Raw genomic sequence first — 23,636 nt, 5'->3', positions numbered from 1 at the left:
TCGGCGCCGCAAGATGAAAGTCTCGACAGTGTTCGCACAAAAAATGTACAGCGCGTCCTGTTATGGCGTTTGGCAGCCAATCCGGCGCCGCAGCGCCGCGCGATCCGTCCATCTGCGCCGCAAGCGCGACGCGGACCCGGCGTGAGGATCGTCTAGCGCAAGCCCGCCCGCCGGAATCCTTCCAGATAGTGCTCGCGGTCGGCCTCATTCGCCCATGGCAATTGCGTCGAAATCCAGTGCAGCGAGATGTTGGGCTGGGTGCGGCGGAGCTCGCCCAGCGCCATCTCCCCAAGCACGCCGTCTCCGGTCATGCCGGCAGAAACCGCGAGCACGCGGTAGGCGCCGGTAAGGTCGCCGCGATGACGGATTGCCTCGCGCGCGAGCGCGATGGCCTCGGCATAGCGCCGCTCGGTGAAGCGGGCATAGCCGGCGATGCCGTGATAGATCGCCAGGGATGGATCGCGCGGCGACAGCCGCATTGCCCTCTGCGCTGCCTCGAATGAATCCTTCGGCCGCCCGGCATAGGACAGCGCCAGTGCGTAATAGCCCTGCGCCAGCGAGAAGTTCGGATTGAGTGCGAGCGCCTGCTCGAACTCGGACAGTGCGTCGGCAAGTCTTCGCGTCGAGAAGTAGACGCTGCCGAGCGCGGCGTGCGCCCAGGCATCCTCATGGTCGCAGCGCACCGCGGCGAGCGCGGCGGCTTCCGCCGCTGGCGCCACCATGGCAAGCTCGGCCCAGCCGAGATGCACGCCGAACATGTGGTTCGCCGCGAGCACCGACAGCGCCTGGCCGTAGTTCGGGTCGATCCCCACCGCGCGTTCTAGCAGCGCCCGTGCGGTCTCGTGATCCCGCCGCGTCACGCGCCAGTAATGCGACAGCGCCCGCATCAGGAGATCCCAGGCATCCAGGCTCGCGGGGGGCTTGCGATGGGCGCGAAAACTTTCCGCCGCATGGATCTGCGGCTCGATCGCCGCAGCGATCGCATTCGTGATCTCGTCCTGCACGGCGAACACGTCGACCAGCTCGCGGTCGTAGCGCTCGGCCCAGAGATGGCTGCCCGTCGTGGCGTCGTTGAGCTGCGCGGTGATGCGCACCCGGTTGTCCGACTTGCGCACGCTGCCTTCGACGACGTAGCGGACGCCCAGTTCCTCGGCAATCTGCCGGATGTGGACCGCGCGTCCCTTGTAGGTAAAGGACGAGTTGCGGGCGATCACCATGAACCAGCGCTGCTTCGACAGCGCGGTGAGGATGTCCTCGCTGATGCCGTCGCCGAAATAGTCCTGTGCGGGATCGCCGCTCATGTTCTCGAAAGCGAGCACCGCGACCGCCGGACGGTCCGTCAGGACGCGCGGCAGGGCAGCGACGGGCTGCGCGGGCGCAGTCGTGGCTGCCACTTCTTCCCGGACTTCGCCGACGAAACGAAAACCCTTGCGCGGAATGGTCTTGATCAGCCGCTGGCTTGCGCCATCGTCGCCGAGCGCCTTGCGGGCGGCGTTGATCCGGCTGTTCAGGGCGGAATCCGAGATGATCCGATCGCTCCAGATCTGGCTGATCAGGTCATCCTTGCTGACCACACGCGTGCGCTGCGCCACCAGATAGAGCAGGAGATCGAACACCTGCGGCTGCAACGGCACAGCGGCTCCGCTGCAAGTGAGTTCCCGCAGGTCGCCGTCGAGCACGTTGTTTTCAAAGCAAAATCGCACGTTTTTGTCGTCTCAAGCAAAAATCAAAGTCGTCTCAGGCGAAAATCAACCGTCCGCGAAAGTCTTGGGACCTCCGGTGCGGCATGGTGCAGCGACCAATGAAGTGCCGGCGTTTTGGCACAACGGAGCTGTTTATGACCCAAATTGATCATCAGGTTCATCCTATCGGCCCGGTTGCGGGCTCACGCATTTTCAAGTTCATCGCCTTTCTGTACGGAATTGCGGCGTATCTCGTGTTTTTCATCACCATTCTCTACGCCATCGGTTTCGTCATGGGGCTGGTGGTGCCGAAGACCATCGATACCGGGACCGACACGCCCGTGGCCGAGGCCATCATCATCAATCTGCTCCTGATGGCCCTGTTTGCGGTCCAGCACAGCGTAATGGCGCGCCGGCAATTCAAGGCCTGGTGGACGCAGTACGTCCCCAAGCCGGTCGAGCGCAGCACCTATGTGCTGTTTGCGAGCCTGTCATTGCTCCTCCTGTTCTGGCAGTGGCGTCCGCTGCCCACGGTCATATGGGACGTCGCGAATCCGGATATCGCTGTGACGATCGTCACGCTGTCGCTGGCGGGCTGGGTCCTGGTGTTCACCTCGACCTTCATCATCAATCACTTCGAGCTGTTCGGCTTGCATCAGGTGACCAATCATCTCGTCGGCAAGGAGGCGTCGCCGCCGCGATTCAAGACGCCGCTGCTCTACAAGTTTGTCCGTCATCCGATCTATCTCGGCTTCATCATCGCGTTCTGGGCGGCGCCGGTCATGACCGCGGGCCATCTGCTGTTCGCCGCCGTGACCACGGCCTACATCTTCGTCGGCATCGCGCTGGAGGAGCACGACCTCGTCGATCTCTTCGGCGACGAGTACCGGCAGTACAAACAACGGGTGTCGATGCTTATTCCCTGGCGCAAGTCGGTATAGCTTGCGCGTCGTTCCGTCGCGTCCGCCGAAAGGAGGATGCGCGGCGGCGCCGAGGCGCGTAACGGATCGTGCCGGACGCAACCTTCAACGTTTCTCGGGGTGAATCCCCCTCACCCCGACGCTATCAGTGCGAGCAAAGCTCGTCGCGACCCCGCATTCGTTTTTGCCGAGTTCTCGGCAAACAGGAGCGGGGGGAGGAATCTAAACCATCATCAACGGAGACGACCTAATGAAACATGTTGGAAACTGCTTCTGTGGCGCAGTCACGATCGAGGTCACAGGTGCACCGGAGGCGATGGGCTATTGCCATTGCAGCTCGTGCCGCTCGTGGTCGGGCGGTCCGGTGAACGCCTTCAGCCTGTGGAAGCCCGAAGCCGTGCGCATCAGCGAAGGTGCAGAGAATGTCGAGACCTTTGCGAAGACGCCGCTCAGCCAGCGCAAATATTGCAAGAAGTGCGGCGGTCATCTCATGACCAACCATCCGCCGCTCGGCCTGATCGACGTCTTCACTGCCACCATCCCCACCCTCGCGTTTGCACCAGGCGTCCACGTCAATTACGCCGAGACGGTGCTGCCAATGCGCGACGGACTGCCCAAGCTCAAGGATTTCCCGGCCGAATTCGGCGGCAGCGGCGAGATGATGCAGGAGTAGCGGCGCCCTTCTCCTCTCCCGCAAGCGGGAGACGAGAAATTAGCTACCTCATCCCCGCGCGCCGCAATCCCTCGAGATAATGCTCGCGATCCTCGTCCCGCAGCATCGGCAGCTCGCGTGTGATCCAGGCCAGCGAGATGCCGGGCTGGGCGCGGCGCAAGCCTTCCAAGGCGGAAGCCGCGCGCGCGGAATCCCCTGACATACCGGCGGCGGCCGTCAGCACGCGATGCGCGCCGACGAAATCGGCGCGCTGCCGCATCGACTCGCGCGCCATCTGTGCGGCGCCTTCGTAATCGCGGCCGATGAACCGGGCATAGGCCGCGACGCCGCAATAGATTGCTGCGAGCGGGTCGCGCGGGCTCAGCCGCAGCGCGCGGCGCGCCGCGACATCGCCGTTCTGCCATCGTCCCGCGTAGCACAGCGTCACGCCATAGAAGGCGTGCGCCATCGCAAAGTTCGGATTGAGGTTCAGCGCCAGTTCGAACTCCGCCAGCGCGTCGTCGAAGCGGCGGCGGAATAGATAAGCATACGCCAGACCATGATGAGCCCAGGCATCTTCGCGATCGGCCTCCACCGCCGCGAGCGCGGCGCGCTCGGCTACCGGCACGGTCGGGGCCATGTCGGACCAGCCCATATGCGCGCCGAAGATGTGGCTGGTTGCGAGCAGGCCGAGTGCCTTGCCATAGGCGGGATCGAGCGCGACGGCCTCTTCGAGCAGTCCTTGCGCGGCGGCATTGTCCTCGCGGGTGATGCGCCAGTAATGCGACAATGCGCGCATCACAAGGTCCCAGGCATCCAGGCTTCCCGGCGGCTTCTGCTGGGCGCGAAAACTCTCGGCGGTATAGAGCTGCGGCTCGATCGCGGCGACGATCGCCTCGGTGATCTCGTCCTGCACCGCGAAGATGTCGGCAAGCTCGCGGTCGTAGCGTTCGGCCCAGAGATGGCTGCCGGTCGAGACGTCGTTGAGCTGCGCGGAGATACGCACGCGATCGCCGCTCCGCCGCACGCTGCCTTCGAGCACGTAGCGCACGCCGAGCTCGCGCGCGACCTCGTTCATGTGCACCGCGCGGCCCTTGTAGACGAAGGAGGAGTTGCGCGCGATGACGAAGAACCAGCGCAGCTTCGACAGCGCGGTGATGATGTCCTCGCTGATTCCGTCCGAGAAATAATCCTGCTCGCGGTCGCCGCTCATGTTGGTGAAGGGCAGCACCGCGATCGCGGGGCGGTCCGGTAGCGGCAGCGGGGCCCGTAGAAGCTTCGCTTCGAAATCGGATTCCGGCGCGGTTGCCCCACGCTTGGTTTCGACGTCGCCGACGAAACGAAAACCCTTGCGTGAGATGGTGCGGATCAGCGCCTGGCTCGCGCCGCTGTCTCCGACCGCCTTGCGTGCCGCATTGATCCGGCTGGTCAGCGTGGATTCGGAGACGCTGCGCCCGTGCCAGATCTTGTCGATCAGCTCGTCCTTGCTGACCACCCGATCGCGGTTCTCCATGAGGTGGACGACGAGATCGAAGACCTGTGGCTCCACGGCAACGGGAACCTGCTCGCGGCTCAGCTCGCGCAAGTCGGTATCGAGCAGGTGATCCCGGAACAGAAACTGCACGTCGAAAACTCAGACCTCAAGGCAACATCGGGCAATAATGAAAGCAAAACGGATTTCGGCTGATGTCTGTGAGTCCGCCGAGGGGCCTGCCCGGTTCACCACGATCGCGTGATGGCAGGCATGCAGTTTACGGGGAGGAATGCAACCTGGATTAGAATAAAGCCGTTTCGGCCGGATTGTCGCGATTTCCTCACGTCGTTGCGAGCAATCCAGCCTGCCGCCGCGGAGCCAGCGTGGATTGCTTCGTCGCAAGGGCTCCTCGCAATGACGGTGTTGAGGCAATGGCGTGCGGCAGCTGCCGACGTTGTCCTGGCCTTCGCGACGGCATCGAATGTGTGACGAATAGTGAATGTCCATTGCCGAACAGTTCCGTGTGCGTAAGCTGCCCTCACACAAAACACCAACCACGAAGAAACGCCCATGCCCGCTTTTCATGCCTCGACCACCGTGCTCGATTCCATGCTGTTCCGCGATGCCTTCGGCACGCCGCAGGTGCGGGAGGTGTTTTCCGATATCGCGACGGTCGCGCGCTATGCCGAGGTCGAGGTGGCACTGGCGAAGGCGGAAGCGAGATGCGGAGTGATTCCGCAGGACGCGGCCGATCAGATCGCCGCGCGGACCGATGTTGCCGCGCTGGATTTCGACCTGTTGCGGCAGGAGACCGATGTCGTCGGCTATCCGATCCTGCCGCTGGTGCATCAGATGGTGAAGCAATGCGGCGATGCCGGCCGCTATGTGCATTGGGGTGCGACCACGCAGGACATCATGGACACCGCCGTGGTGTTGCAACTGCGCGCAGGGCTTGAGATCGTCGAACGGGACATCGCGGGCTTGCGCAAGATCCTCGCCGATCTATCGAGGCGCTACCGCGACACGCCGATGGCGGGCCGCACCCATCTCCAGCAGGCGCTGCCGGTCACCTTCGGCTACAAGACCGCGATCTGGCTCGCGATGTTCGACCGCCACGCCGAGCGGATCAGTGAGTTGAAGCCGCGCGTCCTGGTCGGTCAGTTCGCCGGTGCCGCCGGCACGCTGGCCTCGCTCGGCGACAAGGGGTTCGAGGTGCAGGAAGCGCTCTGCGCCGAACTGAGGCTCGGCGTCCCCGCTTCGACCTGGCACGTCGCACGCGACGGTTTTGCCGAGGCCGTGAATTTCCTGGCGCTGGTCACCGGCTCGCTCGGCAAGATCGCGCTCGACATCATGATCATGGCCTCGACCGAATTCGCCGAGGTCTATGAGCCCTTTGTCAAGGGACGCGGCGCTTCCTCGACCATGCCGCAGAAGCGCAACCCGATCTCCTCGGAACTCATGCTCGCGGCGTCCAAGGCGGTGCGCCAGCATGCCGGCCTCATGCTGGATGCCATGGTGCAGGATTTCGAGCGCGCCACCGGGCCCTGGCACGCCGAATGGATGGCGATCCCCGAGAGCTTCGTGCTGACCGCCGGCGCGTTGCACCAGGCGAAATTCGCGCTCGCCGGCCTCATCGTGGATGAAAGCAAGATGAACGAGAATCTCGCCGTCAGCCGCGGTCTGATCGTGGCCGAAGCCGTCATGATGGGGCTTGCGCCGCAGATCGGACGGCAGGAGGCCCATGACGTGGTCTATGATGCCTGCCGGCTCGCCAATGAGAAAGGTCTTACGCTGGCGGACGCGCTGTCTTCCGACGCCCGCGTCTCTGTCAGAATCGACCGTGCCACGATCGAGGCGCTGACATCACCGAAAAATTACCTCGGCCTTGCTCCCGCCATGGTCGACCGGGTGCTGAAATCGGCAACGCGTTGAAAACCAAAATGCGCGAAACTGCGTATCTTTGGGGTGTCGCAAGGCACTCGCGCACTTGTGTCTCGCGATGCTAGACTTAAATTGAGCAAGAGACGTTCGGCAGAGGACCCGGCATGACTGATCAACGCATCACCTCCACTCCCATCGATCCCGTGAAGCTCGACCGGCTGGCCGAGGTGGCGGTGAAGGTGGGCCTGGGCTTGCGGCCGGGCCAGGATCTGCTCTTGACGGCACCTGCGATCGCGTTGCCGCTGGTGCGGCGGATTGCCGTGCATGCCTACAAGGCCGGCGCCGGCATCGTGACGCCCATTCTCTCCGACGAAGAGATGACGCTGGCGCGCTACCGCCACGGCCACGACGACAGCTTCGATCGCGCCGCCAACTGGCTCTACGAGGGCATGGCCAAGGCGTTCTCCAACAACACCGCCCGTCTCGCCATCGTCGGCGACAATCCGATGCTGCTGTCGGGCGAAGATGCTTCCAAGGTCGCGCGCGCCAGCAAGGCCAATTCCATGGCCTATCAGCCGGCGCTGGAAAAGATCGTCAATTTCGATACCAACTGGAACATCATTGCGTATCCAAGCCCATCCTGGGCAAAGCAAGTCTTTCCGAACGATCCTGAAGAGGTCGCGATCGGCAAGCTCGCGGACGCGATCTTCGCGGCGTCCCGCGTCGATCGCGACGACGCGCCGGCCAATTGGGCGAGCCACAATGCGGTGCTGCGCGAGCGCACCAACTGGCTCAACGGCCAGCGTTTCCGCGCGCTCCAGTACTCGGGACCGGGCACTGACCTCACCATCGGGCTCGCCGACGGCCATGAATGGGAAGGCGGCGCTTCGCTCTCCAAGAACGGCATCAGCTGCAACGCCAATATCCCGACCGAAGAGGTCTTCACCACGCCGCATTGCCGGCGCGTCTACGGCCATGTCGTGAGCTCGAAGCCGCTGTCCTACCAGGGCACGCTGATCGACAAGATCGCGGTGCGTTTCGAGGACGGCAGGATCGTCGATGCGAAGGCTTCGCGCGGCGAGGAGGTACTGAACAAGGTGCTCGATACCGACGAGGGCGCGCGCCGTCTCGGCGAGGTGGCCCTGGTGCCGCATTCCTCGCCGATCTCGCAGAGCGGACTGTTGTTCTACAACACGCTGTTCGACGAGAACGCTGCCTCGCACATCGCGCTTGGCCAGTGCTACTCGAAGTGCTTCGTCAACGGCGCGCAGCTCACGCCGCAGCAGATCGCCGCGCAAGGCGGCAACCAGAGCCTGATCCATATCGACTGGATGATCGGCTCGGCCGAGACCGACATCGACGGCATTCTCGCCGACGGCAGCAAAGTGCCGGTGTTTCGCAAGGGCGAATGGGCGAAGTAACTACGCAGCCGGGTTGCGCAGCATCGGGCTGTTGTCGATGCTGAAGCGGTTGAACAACGTCGTGAACGGGCTGCCGTCGGTGGCCCGCACGACGGCGTCGGAGGCCGCCACCGCATCGTAGAGCGCACCGACCGGATCATTCGCCTCGGGCAGGTCGAGGCCCCTGCGGATTTGCTCGGGGGCCTCGTTGACGTCGTCCTCGTCGTCGAGTGTCGCCTCGAGCGCATCCGCCGCCCGAAGCATCTCATGGAGGTCACCGCCGATCTGCCCGGGGCTTTCGATGCCGTCAACGGTGAACCAGGGCTCCTCTTCGGTTGCGAAGGAGACATCGAGGCTGCCGAGCCAGGCGACGACCTCGCCATGAGCTTTGAGAACCTCCGGGGTGAGGGGCATCGGCATGGCTCCTTCAGATGCTTCGCGCACTTTGTCGCACCCCGGAAAAGAAGGGTTCATGTGCTCGAAATTGCAGGGAAATTGCGACGTTAACCGTTTCGCGTCTGCAACTTGCGGCTGATTGTCGGGCCCTGCGTAAGAAAGAATTAAAAATCGGCTACTAGCGTTCCCGCCATCTTTGAACAATCCGGGCCGAGATCCGGGCAGGTCATATTTTATCCCCCGAGGAAACAGATGTCGCGCACATTGATTGAAATCAGTCATTGCAATGTAGATCTCGAGCTGCGGCCGATCGAGCCGTCCTGGATTATCGAAGGCAATCCGGTGTCGCGCTCGCACATCCTGTCCACCAGCGCCGACGGCACCGCTTCGACCATCATCTGGGCCTGCACCGAAGGGCGCTTCAACTGGTACTACGATATCGACGAGACGATCATGATCATGGAAGGATCGATCGTGCTCGAAAGCGACGGCATGCCGCCGAAGCGCTACGGCCCGGGCGACGTCATCTTCTTCCGCGACGGCGCGCATGCCAAATGGCATGTCGAAGGCCACGTCAAGAAGATCGCCTTCTGCCGCAAGACCAATCCCGTGATGATCGGCTTCCTGATCCGCGTCGTCAACAAGCTCAAGAAGATCTTCGTCGCCACCGGCGAGCGCCGTCCGGCCTCGCTGATGGGCGCAAATTAGAGTTCAAACAGTTCAAGGACGCTTCCCAGCGGTCACGACGGAACAGGGGCCGGGATCAACATCCCGGCCCCTGTTCTCGTCATGGTGCCAATCCCTTTAAGGCAAATCGAGCCGGTAGAAATTGCTCGCGGTCTGCGAGAACAACGCCGTCTTCTCGGTCTCGCTCAGGGGCGCCGCGATACGCTTGAACGTGTTGAAGATCACCTGGTAGCTGCACTGGCCCTTGTCCGGCGGGAAGTTGCTCTCGAACATCGCGCGCTCGGGTCCAAACGCCTCGATGCAGGTTTCGATGTAAGGCCGCCACGCCGCGGCAAGCTCCTTGGATGATGGCGGACTCGCGCGCAAATGGAAGTCGTAGCCGAGCAGGCACATCGCGAGCCCGCCGAGCTTCACCACCACGTTCTCGCATTTGGCGATCTCCCGGATCGAGGCGCGCCATTGCGGAAACACCTCCTCGCGTCGCCCCGCAAAGCGGCCGATTCCGGCCGGGCCGCCGCAATGGTCGAGCACGATCCTGGTGTCGGGAAATGCGCGGGCGAGCTCGGTCAGCTCGCCGATTTGCGGATGGAACAGCCGAGCGTCGAAGCTCAGGTTGAGCGGCGCGAGGCAGGCAAAGCCCTTGCGGAAGGTCGGGTCCTGCAGCAATCCCTGCGGCCGGCTCGCATACATGCCGGCGACAGCAGGATCCTGGTCCCAGGCCGAGGAATGCCGGATGCCGCGGAAGCGACCGTTGCCCGCCGCGATCTCGGCCTCCAACACGGGTTGTGCGGCATCGCCGAGCAGCAGATTGACGTGGCTGACGATGCCGGCGCAAATCGCGGCCTTGCCGTAACCGCCGCTGGCGCTCATCGCGGCGACGCCATTGGCGAACTCGACTTCGCCCACCGGCCGGAACGCCTCCGGCCCGTGCGCGCGATACATCGAGCGGCAATCGACATAGACGGTGGCGATGACGTTGTGGCCGGAGGCGATATCTGCCGCCATCTCCTCGATCAGATAGCGGTGCCCGCGATTCCAGAGATGGTGATGGGGATCGACGATCGGCCGTGAGGGATCGATGATCTCCTCCTGATGCAGCGCGAGCCAGTCCTCGCGCGGCTCGACGAATAGCCCGCTCGTGTTGGCGGGCAAACCGCTTGCAGCCATCGGCGTGCGCTCCCTTGATGTATGCTTCTTGTTTTGGGAGCCTAGCACCTCGTCCTCGCATGCACCAACGCGCGTTGCGCAATCGCGCCCGTCATCGCGGTACAGCGGCGCCGGCGTCAACCCTTGCGCCGCTTCGCCCTCACATCGACCACCAGCCGCCAATCGGTTGCGGTGGCCGGCTTGACCTCGCCGAGCCAGTGGAAGAAATCCTCGGTGACTTCCGTAAAACTCCAGCGCGTCAGGTCGCCAGCTTCGGTCGTGCCTTCCTGCACGATGTCGGCATCGCGTGGACGGCCGATCTGCTGGCGGAATATGCAGCGGCCGGGATCGAACCATGAAATCCGCCAGGCATCGATGGTCGGATCGTAGACCCGCAGCGTCGTGCCGTACCAATTGCCGGCGATCGGCAAGGCCGGGCTGCCGGCCGGGCGCGGAATGATCCAGACGTCTTGCACGGCGCGGCCCTCCAGCACCCAGCCGAAATGGATTTCGCCGGGCGCGGTGTGTTTCGTTCCATCGGGTCCATGGGCGGTGATCTCGGCGTCCCAATCGCCGACGAAGCGGCCATAAAGCTGGAGTGCCGCCGCGTGCTGGGGGTTCGGTCCGTCCGCGTGCAATAATCTCGCAAAGTCGGTCATGTCGATCTCCCTTTGCGGGAGATCAGCACGACCGGCCGGCAGCCGACTTGGAGAAAATTGCGTCACACCCCGTCGAGGATGATCACCGTCGGCTTCGACGGCAACGCATCTCGGGACATCCGGAAACTTCGTTCCATGCGCCGGTCGATCTCGAACTGCTGGCCGATGCGTTGCATGAAATCGTCGAGCGGGGTGGCGAAGCGGTGCATCGGCAGCACCACCGAGGCGCGCAGCCGCTTGGTGATCTCGGAGACGCCGTCGAGCGACATGGTGTAGGTGCCGTCGATCGGCACCATCACGATGTCGAGCCGCCCGATCTGGGCGAAGTGGCTGTCATCGAGCTTGTGGTGAAGATGGCCGAGATGGCCGATGCAGAGGCCCGCCACCTCGAAGATGAAGATGGAGTTGCCGTCACGGATCATGTCGGCGCCGGCATCGTCGCCGAAATAGCGACGGATGTCGGTCGTGACGTTGCGGATGAAGGTGTCGCCGATGCGCTCCGACACGATGGCCGGCTTGCCGTCCTCGCCCCAGCCATGCAGCACACGAGGAATGCGCTTGTCGGGATATAAAGAGTAGTGCGTGCTGTGGGCCCGGTTCATGGTGACGACATCGGGCAGCCGGCCCACCTGGTAGGCCCCGCTATAGTCGGTGGCGATGCGTAAGCCGCCGGGCGTGTCGATGAAATAGGTGGAATGGCCGGCATAGGTGATCTCGACCTCGGGCGCAGCCGCCGCCTGCCTGAACGCGACCGACATGAGGCGCGGCGCAGCATTCGCCATCGCCAAGCATTCGCTGCGCTGCGACTGCTGGGCGATGGCAGGTGAGAGGAATGCGCCGAACAGCGCCAGAGCGGCCGAAACCAGTCGTCGCATGAATTCATCCCCGATGACTTCAGGGGAAAGTCTAGCTTGCAATGCAGCGCGTGGCCAACAGCGCGCGATCAACAGCGCGTCAGTGTCGCACCGTCACGCCGCCCTATGATTCGCGCCTTTACTACTCCCGCCGCGGGCTGAACTTCCAGGTGAGGGCGACGAGGCTCGCGGTGATCAGGCTGCTGACGAGGCCGACGATGGGCAGCGTGAGCACCAGCGCGGCGCTGGCAGCCCAGCCGATCGAGGAGAACGCCTCGGCAAAGGTCGCAAGCCGCGACGAGGTCTGGCGGCGGCGGAATTGGCTGCGCCGGGCTTGCACCCGGAACCAGAGCTGGATTGCGGTGGCGGAGGCCGCACTGACGATGACCGCACCGGCGCTGACCGCGGCCTGGAACGCCGAGGCGAAAGCGAGCGCCGCGATCAGCGGGCAGAAGATGACGCCGATCGCGATCAGCACCACCTCTATCTTGGCGCGGATGACGCTGGACGGCGGCAATGGCGCGGTCGCAACCAGGTCGGGCGCGTCCTCGCCCGAGAGCGTCAGCCAGGCAAGCCCGCCGGCGAGTTGTCCCGCCGCCATGACGATGACGGGCGTGATCAGCGTCAGCGCCGCGGAGCTGTCGGCAAAGTTGCGCCAGAGCAGCAATGCCGGCGGCACCAGATAGAGCAGCTGCATCAGTGTCTGCGAGATCAGCCAGGGATCGCGCCAGAGCAGCGAAAATTCCTTGCGCCGTAGGGCATGCTGCCGCGATCCGCCGCGGAACGGGCGCTCCTTCGCGCTGCGACGGCCGGACGCGCCATAGGCGGCGGCATCGATCGCCGTGTCCGCAAAGCGGCCCGAGAAGATCGCCATGACGCCTCCGAGCAGCACGAGGCCGAGCGCCAGGAGCAGCAGCAGCGCTTCGGCATCCCCCATCGCCGCCCGCGCCGGCCACCACCAGATGCTGTCGGCATCGGGCGCGTAAGCGGCCAAGCTACCCGAGGTCAGGATGGTGAAGCGCGACAGCGTGCCGTAGGACATGATCGCCGCCACCTGGAGCGCGATCACGAAGCCGGCGCCGATGATGGCGGCGAGGATCTGGGCGACGAACCGTGTCCGCGCCGGACCGATCAGGCGGAACAGCAGGATGGTGACGGCGATCGCGATCGCTGCGGCCGACAGGCCCATCGCGACGACGACGCCGAACGCTGCAAGCCAGCGCGCGCCGCCCCCGAACACCAGCACGTCGATGAAGGGTGTCGAGAACAGCAGCGCCATCACCGTGATGGCGAGCGCGATCGCGGCGATGCGCACCGAGAACAGATTGGCCAGCGTCGCGGGTGAGGACATGATGAGGTCGAGATCGGCGCGTGCGTAGAACACCCGCGTCACCGATTCGATCGCCTGTGACAGCATCAGCGTCCAGGCCAGAAAAATTGTCGCCGAAATCACGATCAGCGAGGATTTGTCGAGCGGCAATTGCAGGTCGGCGAAGCGGCCGATCACCGCCCAGGCCGGGACGTGCAGCAGCGCCGCGAAGAACAGCAGGCCGATCACCGCGGCACGCGTTCGATTGCGCCGCCCGCCGGTCATCATGGCGAGCCATTCGCGCCAGGCGAGCCGGAGCTCGTGGCGGGCGAACCAGGACAGCGCGGTGGCCGAGCTCATGCGGCTTCCTGGAGGGTCACCAGCGCGATGAAGAGATCTTCCAGGCTGGTATCGGCGTGCCCGTTTTGCTGCCGGAGCTCAGTCAGCGTGCCCTCGGCAACCAGGCGGCCGGCTGCGATCACGCCGATGCGGTCGGCCATGCGTTCGGCGACCTCGAGGATATGCGTGGTCATGATGACGGTGCAGCCGGCGCGGACGCGCTCGCTCAGGAGTCCCTTGACATGGCGGGCGGAGACGGCGTCCAGTCCCGTCAGCGGCTCGTCGAGGATGATGAGGCGGGGATCGTGCACCAGGGCGCCGGCGAGGGCGACCTTCTGGCGCATGCCCTTGGAAAAGCCCTCGCAGCGTTCGTGCCGGTGCGGCTCGAGCCCGAGCGAGTTCAGGAGCTCCGCGGCGACCGGTTCCGAGGCCGATGGTGCGATGCCCCACAGACCGGCTACGAACTCGAGATATTCGAGCGGCGTGAGCTTGTCATAGATCATGGGCTCGTCGGAGACCCACGCCATCACCTGCTTGGCGGCGACGGGGTTTTGGAGCGCATCGATGCCGAAGATGGAGACCGAGCCGGCATCGGGCCGCAAAAGGCCTGCAACCATGCGCAAAGTGGTGGTCTTGCCGGCGCCGTTGGGGCCGACCAGCGCATAGAATTCGCTGGCATGGATGGTGAGATCGAGGTTATCGACCGCCAGACGGTCAAAACACTTCGTTAACCCCATGACTTCGAGCGCCGAGTCGTCCCGCTTCATCACGGCCACACCTTGCGGTTTTGCATCGCTCGCGACCATGCCCCGAAGATGTTTCGGCACCGTGAATCGCGCTGCCGCAAATTCCGTCATCCGGATTGGACTAATGGCAAGTCACCGTTTGTTGACAGCGCTTGGCGGTTCAGGCTGAATTGGTGAAGGGACGAATGGCGCGAACGCAGCGAAACGACTGCGTAGCGACTGAACACAAGATGCGGCAAGGCGGTCAGGAAGAACCGCCGGTTGTATCGGGAGGATGCGCGACGATGCTGGATTTCGTTCAGCAGCTGGTCAGCGGTGTTGCGCTCGGCTGCGTCTACGGCCTGATCGCGCTCGGCTTCGTGCTTGTCTACAAAGCCACCGAGGTCGTCAATTTCGCCCAGGGCGATTTGATGATGCTGGGCGGCTTCTTTGCCTTCACCTTCATCGGCATGATGGGGCTGAACTACTGGATCGGCTTTGCCGGTGCGGTGGCGGCGATGGCGCTGTTCGGCATGCTGGCCGAGCGCGTGGTGGTGCGGCCGATCCTCGGCTATCCGCAATTCTCCATCATCATGGCCACCATCGGGCTCGGCTATTTCCTGCGCTCGATCGCAGGCATGATCTGGGGGACCGATGATCTGAAGATCGAGACGCCGTTTAGCCAGGGCGTGCTGCGCATCGGCCCGCTGGTGCTCGCCTACGACAAGCTCTCGGTGATCGCGGCGACCATGATCCTGTGCACGCTGCTCTATCTGTTCTTCAACAAGACCACGCTCGGCACTGCGATGCGCGCCAGTTCCGAGAACATGCTCGCGGCCTATTACATGGGCATTCCGGTCAAGCGCGTGGTGTCGATCGTCTGGGCGATCAGCGCGGCGGTCGCGACCTGCGCCGGCGTGCTGCTGGCGCCGATCACCTTCATCCATTCCAATGTCGGCCTCGTGCTCGGCCTCAAGGCGTTTCCGGCCGCCGTGCTCGGCGGCTTCGGCTCGATCCCCGGCGCCGTGGTCGGCGGCGTCCTGATCGGCGTCATCGAGAGCATGGCGGGCTTCTATCTGGCCGAGGGCTGGAAGGACGTCGCGCCCTACATCGTGCTGCTCGCCGTGCTCTTGCTCAAGCCCGAAGGCCTGTTCGGCCTTCACGTCCGCAAGAAGGTCTGAACGCATGCGCTTCCTGTTCAAGACCGACTACGAGGACGACATCAGGCTGTTTCCGCATTCGGGCTATTACGTCTCATACGGTCTCCTGCTGGCCGTGCTGCTGATCGCGCCCTATGTGCTCTCCAGCTATCTGATGAGCCAGCTCGTCTTCGTCTGCATCTATGCGACCGTCGGCGTGGCGCTGCTGATCCTGACCGGTTTCACCGGGCAGGCCTCGCTCGGGCACGCGGCGTTCCTCGCGATCGGCGCCTACACGGCGGCGTACTTGCAGACGTACAACGTGCCGTTCCCGGTCTACTTCCTCGCCGCAGGCCTTCTGTCCGGTTGCATTGGCGCGTTGGTCGGCTTTCCCGCGCTGCGGCTCCAGGGCATCTACCTCGTCATCGCCACTATCTCCTTCGCCTTGATCGTCGAGGAGATCCTGGCGCGTTGGGAGAGCGTGACCCACGGCAACGAGGGCATGCGGGTGAAGACGCTGTCGCTGCTCGGCGTTGCGGTGCCGCGCGACAGCCCCACTTTCTATTTCCTCTGCCTCGCCGTGCTGGTGCTGACCATCGTCGGTACGCTCAATCTGCTGCGTTCGCCCACCGGGCGCGCCTTCGTCGCGATCCGCGACAGCGAGACCGCTGCGCGCAGCATGGGCGTCAATGTCGCGCTGTACAAGGTGAAGTCCTTTGCGATCTCCGCGGCGATCACCGGCTTCGCCGGCGTGTTGTTTGCGCACAAGCTCTCCTTCATCTCGCCGGAGATGTTCACGCTCCAACTCTCGATCGAGTTCATCATCGTAATCCTGATCGGCGGCACCTTCAGCCTGCACGGCGCGGTGCTGGGGGCAATCTTCATCGTGATGATCGATCCGTTCCTGACCTACCTCAAGGACGACATGCCCGGCATCATCGCCGGCATTGCAGCGACCTTCGGAGCGGGCACGCAAGCCGCAGCCAATGTCCAGTCCAAGGTCGCGGCCTTTGCCTCGCTCAACGGCCTGAAAGGCGCGATCTACGGCATCATCATCGTATTGTTCGTGCTGTTCGAGCCGCTCGGGCTTTACGGCCGCTGGCTCAAGATCAAACTCTTCTTCCAGCTGTTCCCGCTCTACAAGCGCGCCACCTTCAAGCGGCAGAAGATCTACGTGAAGTCGGAGCGCAACCGATGAGCTATTTTCGCGCCGAGAACTTGTCCCTGCATTTCGGTGGGCTGAAGGCCGTCGATGCGGTGTCGTTCGCGGTCGAGAAGGGCGAGATCCTCTCGATCATCGGGCCCAACGGTGCCGGCAAGAGCTCGATTTTCAACCTGATTTCGCGGATCTACCGCCCGACCTCGGGTCGCATCTTCTTCGAAGACCAGGACATCACGGAGCAGCCGCCCCACGACATCGCAAGGCTCGGCATCGCCCGCACGTTCCAGAACATCGAACTGTTCGAGAATGCGACGGTGTTGTCGAACCTGTTGGTCGGCCGCCACCGGCATTCGACCACGCAGCTTTGGCAGGAGCTGTTGTTCCTGCCGGGCGTGCGCGCCGACGAGAAGGTGCATCGCCGCAGGGTCGAACAGGTCATCGAATTCCTCGATCTCGAGCCCTACCGCGACAAGCTGATCTCGGGTCTGCCTTACGGCGTGCGCAAGGTGATCGAGCTGGCCCGCGCGCTGTGCTCGGAGCCGAAGCTGATCCTGCTCGACGAGCCGTCCTCCGGCCTCAACGTGGAGGAGACCGACGACATGTCGTTCTGGATCCGCGACCTGAAGAGCGAGCTCGGCGTCACCGTGCTCATGGTCGAGCACGATATGTCGCTGGTCAACCGCGTCTCCGACCGCGCCATCGCCCTGAACTACGGCCGGGTGCTGGCGATGGGCTCGCCCGCCGAAGTGCAACAGCACCCCGATGTCGTTGCCGCCTATCTGGGAGCCTGACGCGATGGATGCCGTGGTAACACCAGACATCATCCTGAAACTCTCCAACATCGAGAGCTATTACGGGCCGATCATGGCCATCCGCGGCATCTCGCTCGAAGTGCCGCGCGGCCGCATCGTCACGCTGCTGGGCGCCAACGGCGCCGGCAAGACGACGGTGCTGAAGACGATCTCGGGCATTCTCGATCCGCAGAAGGGCGCCATCGAGTTCATGGGCAAGTCGATTCAACGCATGGAGGCGGACAGGATCGTGCGGCTGGGCCTCAGCCACGTGCCGGAGGGACGCGAGGTGTTCCCGTTCCTCTCCGTGCGCGAGAACCTGATGATGGGGGCCTATCCGCGCAAGGATCGTAACGGCGTTGCGGACGATCTGGAGCGCGTCTACGGCTATTTCCCGCGGCTGAAGGAGCGCATCAACCAGCCGGCCGGACAGCTCTCCGGCGGCGAGCAGCAGATGCTCGCGATCGGCCGCGCGCTGATGAACCGGCCGACTCTGTTGCTGCTCGACGAGCCCTCGCTTGGGCTGTCGCCGATCCTGGTGAAGGAAATCTTCGCGATCATCCGGCGCGTCAACGAGGAGCAGGGCATGTCGATCCTGCTGGTCGAGCAGAACGCCAAGGTGGCGCTGGAGACGGCGCATTATGGCTATGTACTGGAGACCGGCCGGATCGTGATGAACGACAGCTGCGACCGCTTGATGCATTCGAAGGACATCCAGGAATTCTACCTTGGCGCCAAGGAAGCGGGCGCACGAGGCGAGCGGCGCTGGAAAAAGAAGAAGACTTGGCGTTAGAGGAAGACTTGGCGTTAAGGGAAGACTTGGCGTTAGAAAAAGCCTTAAATACCAAAGCCCATCCGCCAATATAGACCGCCGGCAAGGCAGGCAGCGGAGGGGAACGCGACAGGGAGGAGACGTGCATGGCCCGACCGGCGGTGCTGACGGTCGCTGACACGATCGCGAAAAGCTTTTTGCGCGCCGCGGAGACGCGGGGCGACAGGCCGGCTATACGCGAGAAGAAATTCGGGATCTGGCAGCCGACCAGCTGGCGCGAATGGCTGGAGATCTCGAAGGAGGTCGCCTACGCGCTGCATGCCATCGGCTTCAGGCCCGGCGACGTTGCTTCCATCATCGCCAACGCCGTGCCGGAATGGGTCCATGTCGACATGGGCATTCTGTGCGCCGGCGGCGTCTCTTCCGGGATCTATCCGACCGATGCCTCATCCCAAGTCGAATATCTCGTCAACGATTCCCGGACGAAGGTGATCTTCGCCGAGGACGAGGAGCAACTCGACAAGATCCTGGCCTGTCGCGCACGCTGCCCGTCTCTGCGAAAGATCATCGTGTTCGACATGGAGGGCCTCAGCGGCTTCTCCGATGAAATGGTGATGTCGCTCGACGAGTTTCGCGCGCTCGGGCGCAACCACATGGCCGGCCGCGAGGCGCTGTGGCAGGAGATGGTCGACAGTCGTAGCGCAAGCGATCTCGCGGTCCTCGTCTATACATCCGGCACCACGGGTCCGCCCAAGGGCGCCATGCACGCCAACCGTAGCGTCACGCACCAGATGCGGCACGCCAACGATTTCATTCCGGCGCGCGAGAACGAGGACCGGCTGATCTTCCTGCCGCTTTGCCACGTCGCCGAACGGATCGGCGGCTATTACATCTCGGTCGCGCTTGGCTCGGTGATGAATTTTGCCGAGAGTCCGGAGACTGTGCCGGACAATCTGCGCGAGGTGCAGCCGACCATCTTCCTCGCGGTGCCGCGGATCTGGGAGAAATTCTATTCCGCGATCACCATCGCGCTGAAGGATGCGACGCGGTTGCAGCAATGGGTCTACCGCCGCGCCATCGACATCGGCTATCGCATGGTCGATTGCAGGATTGAAGGCAAGCCGCCGCCGCTGCCGTTGCGGCTCGCCAACGGCATCGCTTACCGGGTCGTCTTCCGCAACATCCGACGCATGATCGGGCTCGACCGTTGCCGCATCGCCTTCACCGGCGCGGCGCCAATCGCGCCGGAGCTGATCCGCTGGTATCTCGCGCTCGGCATCGACATTCACGAGGTCTACGGCCAGACCGAGAATTGCGGGGTCGCCACCATGATGCCGGCGGAGCGGATCAAGCTCGGCTCGGTAGGCAAGGCGGTTTCCTGGGGCGAAGTCGCGCTGTCACCCGAGGGGGAAATCCTGATCAGGGGCGACTTCCTGTTCATGGGCTACCTGAACCAGCCGGAGAGGACAGCCGAGACCATCGACCATCGCGGTTGGCTGCATACCGGCGACGTCGGCACCATCGACAATGAGGGCTTCGTCCGCATCACCGACCGGATGAAGGACATCATCATCACCTCCGGGGGCAAGAACATCACGCCGTCCGAAATCGAAAATCAACTGAAATTCTCGCCCTACATCTCGGATTCCGTGGTGATCGGCGACAAGCGGCCATACCTCACCTGCCTCGTGATGATCGACCAGGAGAATGTCGAGAAATTCGCGCAGGACCACGACATCCCCTTCACCAATTATGCCAGCCTGTGCCGCGCGGCGGAGATCCAGGACCTGATCTGGCGCGAAATCGAAACGGTCAATGCCAATTTCGCCCGCGTCGAGACCATCAAGAGATTCTATCTGATCGAACGCCAGCTCACCCCGGAGGACGAAGAGCTGACGCCAACCATGAAGCTGAAGCGCGGCTTCGTGAACAAGCGTTATGCCGCCGAGATCGACGCGATGTATCCGGCGCGGGCGGTGGCTTGAACAATCTTGTTTGAATAACAGGGAAGGAGTGAAGGCCCCACCCTTCGCATCATAAGGGCCCCAAGGAGAGGAGACTTCAATGTCGAGATCGTTGAAAACGTTCGGCTTTGCGGCAGGCGCGGTGGTGCTCACCTGTCTGCCTGCCGCGGCGCAGACCAAGGTCACCAATGAGGGCATCTCGGCCTCCGAGATCGTCATCGGCACCCATCAGGATCTGTCGGGGCCGATCAAGGGCTGGGGTGTGCCAGTCTCGAACGGCATGAAGATGGCGGTCGAGGAGATCAACGCCGCCGGCGGCGTCCAGGGGCGGAAGATTCGGCTTGTCGTCGAGGACAGCGGCTACGATCCGAAGAAGGCCGTGCTCGCGTCGCAGAAGTTGATCGAGCGCGACAAGATCTTCGCGATGGTGGGGCCAATGGGCTCGCCGACCGTGCTGGCGGCGCAGGATATCCTGCTCGACGCCGGCGTGCTTCAGCTCTTCCCGCTGACGGCGGCGGAGTTCACGTTCAAGTTCGATCCCGCCAAGCCGCAGGAGCGGCTGAAGTTCAACAATCTGCTGCCCTATGTCGAGAGTACGCGGGCGGCGCTGAAATACATGATGGAGTGGAAGAACTTCAAGAAACCCTGCATCATGCATCAGGACGACGAGTACGGGAAGAACGTGCTCGACGGCTTCAACCAGCAGCTTACTGCCATGAAGGTGCAGCCGGCCTCGATCACGAGCTACAAGCGCGGTGCCTCCGACTTCAGCGCGCAGATCGCCAAGATGAAGTCCGACAGCTGCGACCTCGTTGTGCTCGGCGCTGTGCTCCGTGAGCCCATCGGCGCGATGACGGAAGCCAAGAAGCTCGGCTGGGAGGTCACCTTTCTCGGCGCGACGCCGACCAACGTGATGGAGGTGCCCATGCTCGGCAAGGAGGCGGTCGAAGGCCTCTATGCTGCGTCCGGATTCGAGATTCCCTATGAGGACACCGCAAAGGGCAAGGTGAAGGACTGGCTGGTCAACTACAAGAAGATGTTCAGCACCGATGCCAACACGCAGGCCATCATTGGCTACAATGCGGTGATGACGTTCGCGTTTTACGCCAACAAGGCGGGCAAGGATCTGACCGGCCAGAAGATGCTGGACGCGCTGGAATCGGGCGACAAGTTCCTCGACATCTTCAACTCGCCGCCGACCAAATTCTCCAAGACCGACCACCTCGCCAACACCATCACCCAGGTGCAGCAGGTCAAGGGCGGCCGCTGGGTTCTGGTGAAGGACAATCTGATGTTTTGATTTCTTCGCCTCTTCCCGCATGCGGGGAGAGGCGGGAATTTGCGCAGCAAATTTCCCGGTGAGGGGGCTCTCCGCGAGTCTAACTGTCACCGGATTCGCTGAAGCAGCCGCTCACCCCAACCCTCTCCCTGCGAAGAGCGGGGAGAGGGAGAGCACACAGCCCTACGATCCCCCACCTGCGGTGCCTGAATTCACCGGGGCCAGTTCGTCTTCCCGGCAGCGCCAGCCATCGGCGGCTTTGACAAATGCAAACGTGCGCTGGATCCGCAGGCGGCGTGTGACGTTGAAGGCGTCCGTGGAGCGCTCCTTGTTGCCGACGCCGGGCTGCGGACGACCCGTTCTGGCATCCCAGCAGGTGCCCGTACAGGTCGTGGCGATCTTGCTGCAGGTGGCGAAGGGCGCCAGCACGGCCATCTCGATCTCGCCCGTGACCTGCGCTTCCTGCTCGCCCACCTGGCTGTCGAGTGCGTAGACGCGGTTGATGCGGAGGAAGTTGCCGCAGGAATTGGCCGCGTGGATTCGCGCGGCGCAGAAATCGACGGCATCGGTGTCGGGCGAGTGGGCTGCGACCTGCCGGCCGAACACCTTCTTCGGATCGCCTTTCGCCGTGCCAATCTCGTCAGCCTTGTGCTTCAGATAGCCGGCGAGACAGTCCTCCGCGGACTCGAGCTCCCCGAGCGGCACGTTCTCCTTGCCAACCAGATTGCATTTGCGATCGCGCTCCCGCGTCCACCGGCCGTATTCGGCGAAGGCAAAGCGCGCCGCGGTCGGATCGAGCTTGCCGATCAGGCCGAGAACCTGGCTGTTCAACTCAGTCTCGGCCAGCGCCAGCGACGGGTCCGCACAGATCAGCGCGCCCGCGGCGGTGTTGGCGGCGAGACAGTCGAAATCCGGATCGCGTACGATCGCTGCGCGCTCATCGGTCACCTTGAGAAGACATGCCTTCACCCGGTCGAAATCTTCGGCGCGGATCGCGGTCTGGCCGACGATGCCGCAACCGAGATTGCGCTGGCGGATCCAGATCGCGTTCTCCTCGATCCCGGGCAGGCGATCGGGCAGGCGGGCAAGCCGCGCCTCGATTCCCGTGCTCAGCTTCTCGGCGGCGGCGGCAAGCTCGGCATCACCGCAGAACAATTGATTGCCGGGATCGCGGATCTGCTGGCAGTTGTTCCTGGCGAACAGCGGCAGCCTGTCGGCGACGGAGCGGTCGGACGGGCTGGATTGCGCGAAGCCTGGAGCCGCCGGCAAGGCCAGCAGCGCAAGCATAGTCAGCACGATGAACCGCATTCCAGTCGCCCCCGCATAGCCGCGGGCATGCTAGCGTCCCGAATCGCGCGGCGAAATGACTTTGTGGGGTAAGCGTACTTTATACCGGGCTACAACAAGATCAACGCGCCTCGGCGGCGATCATCGAGAACCGCACGGGCTCGTCGACATATTTCAACACGGCCGACTGGTAGAGCACGAACAGCGGCTGGTAGCTCCGTGCAGCGTCGTCCTCGACCATTGCCATGCGACGGTTGTCGAGCATCAGCCAGTGGCCGTCGAGCCGTGCAGCGGCAATCGCATGCTCTTCGCCGGCCCTGAGGTCGCGCACCACGACGATGCGGAGATCTTCCGCGGCAATGCCCGCGAGCTTAAGAGCGGCGAGCTTGGCAATGGCATAGTCCTCGCAATCCCCGGCGCCACGCGCGAAGGTCGCGAGCGGCGAGCTCCAGACGTCCTCAGAACCGTCATCGGCGGCGCGGATGCCGAGGTTGATGGCGCGATTGGTTTCGCCCAGCCGGGCGCGGCCGTCACGGCTGCGGGCCTGGTCGACGATCGCGAGCAGTTTCAGCGCAGCGGGCGAAGCGCAATTGTCCCGATCGCCGTCGCACAGGGCGAGCTGCACCATGTCATCGTCGAGCCTGGACCTCAGGGCGAGCCATTTCTGTTGCAGGCTGCCGGCGGAGATGGCGAAGGCGAACACGCCGAACGGCTCGGCGGATTTGCGCACGAGGACGCCGGCTCCCGGCGATAGTAGCGTGCCAGCGCGAAGCTCGGCGGCCGATCCGAGTAGGATCAATCCGCACAGCACAAGGATAGCGCGCCAAGCGCGCGAACGAGCAGCGGTCTCCATCTGACATCCCCTTCCGGCTTCGCCAGGTCCCCCTCGACCTGCACGTGCCGGGCTTTGTTGCTTTCGCGGAGATAGTGCGAGGCGGGCGGTTTTGTTCTGCTTAACGCGCCCGGCCTGGGGTCCCAAAACCGGGCAACAGGCTGAAACGGGCCTGCTCATATTGCGTAAAATTTTACGATTCGCCGGCTAGGAGGGCGGCAGTTGCCGCGAAGAGGGACCAATTGCAGGCAGAAGTTGTTGTGGAACTGATTCTGCGCCTTATGGC

21 protein-coding genes are annotated in these 23,636 nt (G+C 63.6%); 11 read left to right on the top strand and 10 right to left on the bottom strand.

The features are described 5' to 3' along the window. Positions 1-152: 152 nt before the first annotated feature. Positions 153-1,703, bottom strand: coding sequence for a winged helix-turn-helix domain-containing tetratricopeptide repeat protein (locus IVA93_RS33570; protein WP_026233517.1), 1,551 nt, complete (start codon positions 1,701-1,703; stop codon positions 153-155). A 134-nt stretch (positions 1,704-1,837) separates the two neighbouring features. Between IVA93_RS33570 and mddA the strand changes: the two genes are divergently transcribed. Both mddA and IVA93_RS33560 read left to right on the top strand, forming a co-directional pair. After that, a complete protein-coding gene (gene mddA / locus IVA93_RS33565; protein WP_018458172.1) occupies positions 1,838-2,623 on the top strand; it encodes a methanethiol S-methyltransferase in 786 nt (261 codons plus the stop codon). A 229-nt stretch (positions 2,624-2,852) separates the two neighbouring features. Beyond that, a complete protein-coding gene (locus IVA93_RS33560) occupies positions 2,853-3,275 on the top strand; it encodes a GFA family protein (protein WP_026233518.1) in 423 nt (140 codons plus the stop codon). A gap of 43 nt (positions 3,276-3,318) precedes the next feature. Here the strand turns inward: IVA93_RS33560 and IVA93_RS33555 are convergent, their stop codons facing one another. Further along, positions 3,319-4,878: a winged helix-turn-helix domain-containing tetratricopeptide repeat protein gene (locus IVA93_RS33555; protein ID WP_018458174.1), complete on the bottom strand. Its 1,560-nt coding sequence runs from the start codon at positions 4,876-4,878 to the stop codon at positions 3,319-3,321. Positions 4,879-5,298: 420 nt separating this feature from the next. Here IVA93_RS33555 and IVA93_RS33550 point away from each other — a divergent pair, with 420 nt between their 5' ends. Together IVA93_RS33550 and IVA93_RS33545 are read left to right on the top strand one after the other, a co-directional pair. Beyond that, entirely contained in the window at positions 5,299-6,660 is a 1,362-nt protein-coding gene (locus IVA93_RS33550; protein WP_018458176.1) for a class-II fumarase/aspartase family protein, read from the top strand. Positions 6,661-6,773: 113 nt separating this feature from the next. Continuing rightward, positions 6,774-8,030: an aminopeptidase gene (locus tag IVA93_RS33545; protein ID WP_018458177.1), complete on the top strand. Its 1,257-nt coding sequence runs from the start codon at positions 6,774-6,776 to the stop codon at positions 8,028-8,030. Here IVA93_RS33545 and IVA93_RS33540 read toward each other — a convergent pair whose 3' ends face one another. Then, on the bottom strand, positions 8,031-8,423 hold the full coding sequence (locus IVA93_RS33540) for a hypothetical protein (protein ID WP_026233519.1): 393 nt from the start codon (positions 8,421-8,423) through the stop codon (positions 8,031-8,033). It lies immediately after the preceding gene. 234 nt (positions 8,424-8,657) lie between these two features. Between IVA93_RS33540 and IVA93_RS33535 the strand changes: the two genes are divergently transcribed. Continuing rightward, complete coding sequence (locus tag IVA93_RS33535) at positions 8,658-9,113, top strand: cupin domain-containing protein (RefSeq protein WP_018458179.1); 456 nt, start codon at positions 8,658-8,660, stop codon at positions 9,111-9,113. Between the two features lie 96 nt (positions 9,114-9,209). On the opposite strand, the gene IVA93_RS33530 is transcribed toward IVA93_RS33535, so the two are convergent. The 5 genes from IVA93_RS33530 to IVA93_RS33510 all read right to left on the bottom strand — a co-directional run bounded on the left by IVA93_RS33530 (position 9,210) and on the right by IVA93_RS33510 (position 14,166). After that, the gene (locus IVA93_RS33530) at positions 9,210-10,259 is read right to left on the bottom strand and encodes an amidohydrolase family protein (protein WP_018458180.1); all 1,050 of its coding nucleotides are present in this window, start codon (positions 10,257-10,259) and stop codon (positions 9,210-9,212) included. 116 nt (positions 10,260-10,375) lie between these two features. Then, positions 10,376-10,897 carry a hypothetical protein gene (locus tag IVA93_RS33525; protein ID WP_018458181.1) on the bottom strand — a complete coding sequence of 174 codons (522 nt, stop codon included), beginning with the start codon at positions 10,895-10,897 and terminating at the stop codon, positions 10,376-10,378. 62 nt (positions 10,898-10,959) lie between these two features. After that, positions 10,960-11,772 (bottom strand): MBL fold metallo-hydrolase, encoded by an 813-nt coding sequence (locus IVA93_RS33520; RefSeq protein WP_018458182.1) that lies wholly within the window; start codon positions 11,770-11,772, stop codon positions 10,960-10,962. Positions 11,773-11,893: 121 nt separating this feature from the next. Further along, a complete protein-coding gene (locus IVA93_RS33515) occupies positions 11,894-13,420 on the bottom strand; it encodes a hypothetical protein (protein WP_018458183.1) in 1,527 nt (508 codons plus the stop codon). Next, positions 13,417-14,166, bottom strand: coding sequence for an ABC transporter ATP-binding protein (locus IVA93_RS33510; protein WP_247452647.1), 750 nt, complete (start codon positions 14,164-14,166; stop codon positions 13,417-13,419). Before IVA93_RS33510 ends, IVA93_RS33515 begins: the two co-directional genes overlap by 4 nt. A 263-nt stretch (positions 14,167-14,429) precedes the next feature. On the opposite strand from IVA93_RS33510, the gene IVA93_RS33505 reads away from it, so the two are divergent. The 6 genes from IVA93_RS33505 to IVA93_RS33480 all read left to right on the top strand — a co-directional run bounded on the left by IVA93_RS33505 (position 14,430) and on the right by IVA93_RS33480 (position 21,252). After that, positions 14,430-15,305, top strand: a complete 876-nt coding sequence (locus IVA93_RS33505; protein ID WP_018458185.1) for a branched-chain amino acid ABC transporter permease — start codon at positions 14,430-14,432, stop codon at positions 15,303-15,305. Between the two features lie 4 nt (positions 15,306-15,309). Then, positions 15,310-16,461, top strand: a complete 1,152-nt coding sequence (locus IVA93_RS33500) for a branched-chain amino acid ABC transporter permease (RefSeq protein WP_018458186.1) — start codon at positions 15,310-15,312, stop codon at positions 16,459-16,461. Continuing rightward, a complete protein-coding gene (locus tag IVA93_RS33495; protein ID WP_247789486.1) occupies positions 16,458-17,216 on the top strand; it encodes an ABC transporter ATP-binding protein in 759 nt (252 codons plus the stop codon). The genes IVA93_RS33500 and IVA93_RS33495 overlap by 4 nt, the downstream gene beginning before the upstream one ends. A 4-nt stretch (positions 17,217-17,220) precedes the next feature. Beyond that, a complete protein-coding gene (locus tag IVA93_RS33490) occupies positions 17,221-18,009 on the top strand; it encodes an ABC transporter ATP-binding protein (RefSeq protein WP_018458188.1) in 789 nt (262 codons plus the stop codon). 125 nt (positions 18,010-18,134) lie between these two features. Further along, positions 18,135-19,973, top strand: coding sequence for an AMP-dependent synthetase/ligase (locus IVA93_RS33485; RefSeq protein WP_018458189.1), 1,839 nt, complete (start codon positions 18,135-18,137; stop codon positions 19,971-19,973). A gap of 79 nt (positions 19,974-20,052) precedes the next feature. Continuing rightward, the gene (locus IVA93_RS33480) at positions 20,053-21,252 is read left to right on the top strand and encodes an ABC transporter substrate-binding protein (protein WP_026233521.1); all 1,200 of its coding nucleotides are present in this window, start codon (positions 20,053-20,055) and stop codon (positions 21,250-21,252) included. 162 nt (positions 21,253-21,414) lie between these two features. Here the strand turns inward: IVA93_RS33480 and IVA93_RS33475 are convergent, their stop codons facing one another. Together IVA93_RS33475 and IVA93_RS33470 are read right to left on the bottom strand one after the other, a co-directional pair. Continuing rightward, the gene (locus IVA93_RS33475; RefSeq protein WP_018458191.1) at positions 21,415-22,539 is read right to left on the bottom strand and encodes a lysozyme inhibitor LprI family protein; all 1,125 of its coding nucleotides are present in this window, start codon (positions 22,537-22,539) and stop codon (positions 21,415-21,417) included. Between the two features lie 100 nt (positions 22,540-22,639). Continuing rightward, positions 22,640-23,371 carry a transglutaminase-like cysteine peptidase gene (locus tag IVA93_RS33470; RefSeq protein ID WP_018458192.1) on the bottom strand — a complete coding sequence of 244 codons (732 nt, stop codon included), beginning with the start codon at positions 23,369-23,371 and terminating at the stop codon, positions 22,640-22,642. Positions 23,372-23,636: the final 265 nt, after the last annotated feature.

Source organism: Bradyrhizobium sp. 155 (assembly GCF_023101105.1).
GTDB lineage: Bacteria > Pseudomonadota > Alphaproteobacteria > Rhizobiales > Xanthobacteraceae > Bradyrhizobium > Bradyrhizobium canariense_D.
Note: the sequence above shows the minus strand (reverse complement) of the source record. Positions and strands in the feature narration are given on the sequence as shown.

What these genes read in the sequence shown, in the direction of transcription:
- IVA93_RS33510 (WP_247452647.1), bottom strand. Translation starts at nt 14,166, where the DNA reads ATGAAGCGGGACGACTCGGCGCTCGAAGTCATGGGGTTAACGAAGTGT.
- IVA93_RS33530 (WP_018458180.1), bottom strand. Translation starts at nt 10,259, where the DNA reads ATGGCTGCAAGCGGTTTGCCCGCCAACACGAGCGGGCTATTCGTCGAG.
- IVA93_RS33525 (WP_018458181.1), bottom strand. Translation starts at nt 10,897, where the DNA reads ATGACCGACTTTGCGAGATTATTGCACGCGGACGGACCGAACCCCCAG.
- IVA93_RS33475 (WP_018458191.1), bottom strand. Translation starts at nt 22,539, where the DNA reads ATGCGGTTCATCGTGCTGACTATGCTTGCGCTGCTGGCCTTGCCGGCG.
- IVA93_RS33535 (WP_018458179.1), top strand. Translation starts at nt 8,658, where the DNA reads ATGTCGCGCACATTGATTGAAATCAGTCATTGCAATGTAGATCTCGAG.
- IVA93_RS33470 (WP_018458192.1), bottom strand. Translation starts at nt 23,371, where the DNA reads ATGGAGACCGCTGCTCGTTCGCGCGCTTGGCGCGCTATCCTTGTGCTG.
- IVA93_RS33495 (WP_247789486.1), top strand. Translation starts at nt 16,458, where the DNA reads ATGAGCTATTTTCGCGCCGAGAACTTGTCCCTGCATTTCGGTGGGCTG.
- IVA93_RS33490 (WP_018458188.1), top strand. Translation starts at nt 17,221, where the DNA reads ATGGATGCCGTGGTAACACCAGACATCATCCTGAAACTCTCCAACATC.
- IVA93_RS33545 (WP_018458177.1), top strand. Translation starts at nt 6,774, where the DNA reads ATGACTGATCAACGCATCACCTCCACTCCCATCGATCCCGTGAAGCTC.
- IVA93_RS33480 (WP_026233521.1), top strand. Translation starts at nt 20,053, where the DNA reads ATGTCGAGATCGTTGAAAACGTTCGGCTTTGCGGCAGGCGCGGTGGTG.
- IVA93_RS33505 (WP_018458185.1), top strand. Translation starts at nt 14,430, where the DNA reads ATGCTGGATTTCGTTCAGCAGCTGGTCAGCGGTGTTGCGCTCGGCTGC.
- IVA93_RS33540 (WP_026233519.1), bottom strand. Translation starts at nt 8,423, where the DNA reads ATGCCCCTCACCCCGGAGGTTCTCAAAGCTCATGGCGAGGTCGTCGCC.
- IVA93_RS33485 (WP_018458189.1), top strand. Translation starts at nt 18,135, where the DNA reads ATGGCCCGACCGGCGGTGCTGACGGTCGCTGACACGATCGCGAAAAGC.
- IVA93_RS33515 (WP_018458183.1), bottom strand. Translation starts at nt 13,420, where the DNA reads ATGAGCTCGGCCACCGCGCTGTCCTGGTTCGCCCGCCACGAGCTCCGG.
- IVA93_RS33560 (WP_026233518.1), top strand. Translation starts at nt 2,853, where the DNA reads ATGAAACATGTTGGAAACTGCTTCTGTGGCGCAGTCACGATCGAGGTC.
- IVA93_RS33550 (WP_018458176.1), top strand. Translation starts at nt 5,299, where the DNA reads ATGCCCGCTTTTCATGCCTCGACCACCGTGCTCGATTCCATGCTGTTC.
- IVA93_RS33520 (WP_018458182.1), bottom strand. Translation starts at nt 11,772, where the DNA reads ATGCGACGACTGGTTTCGGCCGCTCTGGCGCTGTTCGGCGCATTCCTC.
- mddA (WP_018458172.1), top strand. Translation starts at nt 1,838, where the DNA reads ATGACCCAAATTGATCATCAGGTTCATCCTATCGGCCCGGTTGCGGGC.
- IVA93_RS33500 (WP_018458186.1), top strand. Translation starts at nt 15,310, where the DNA reads ATGCGCTTCCTGTTCAAGACCGACTACGAGGACGACATCAGGCTGTTT.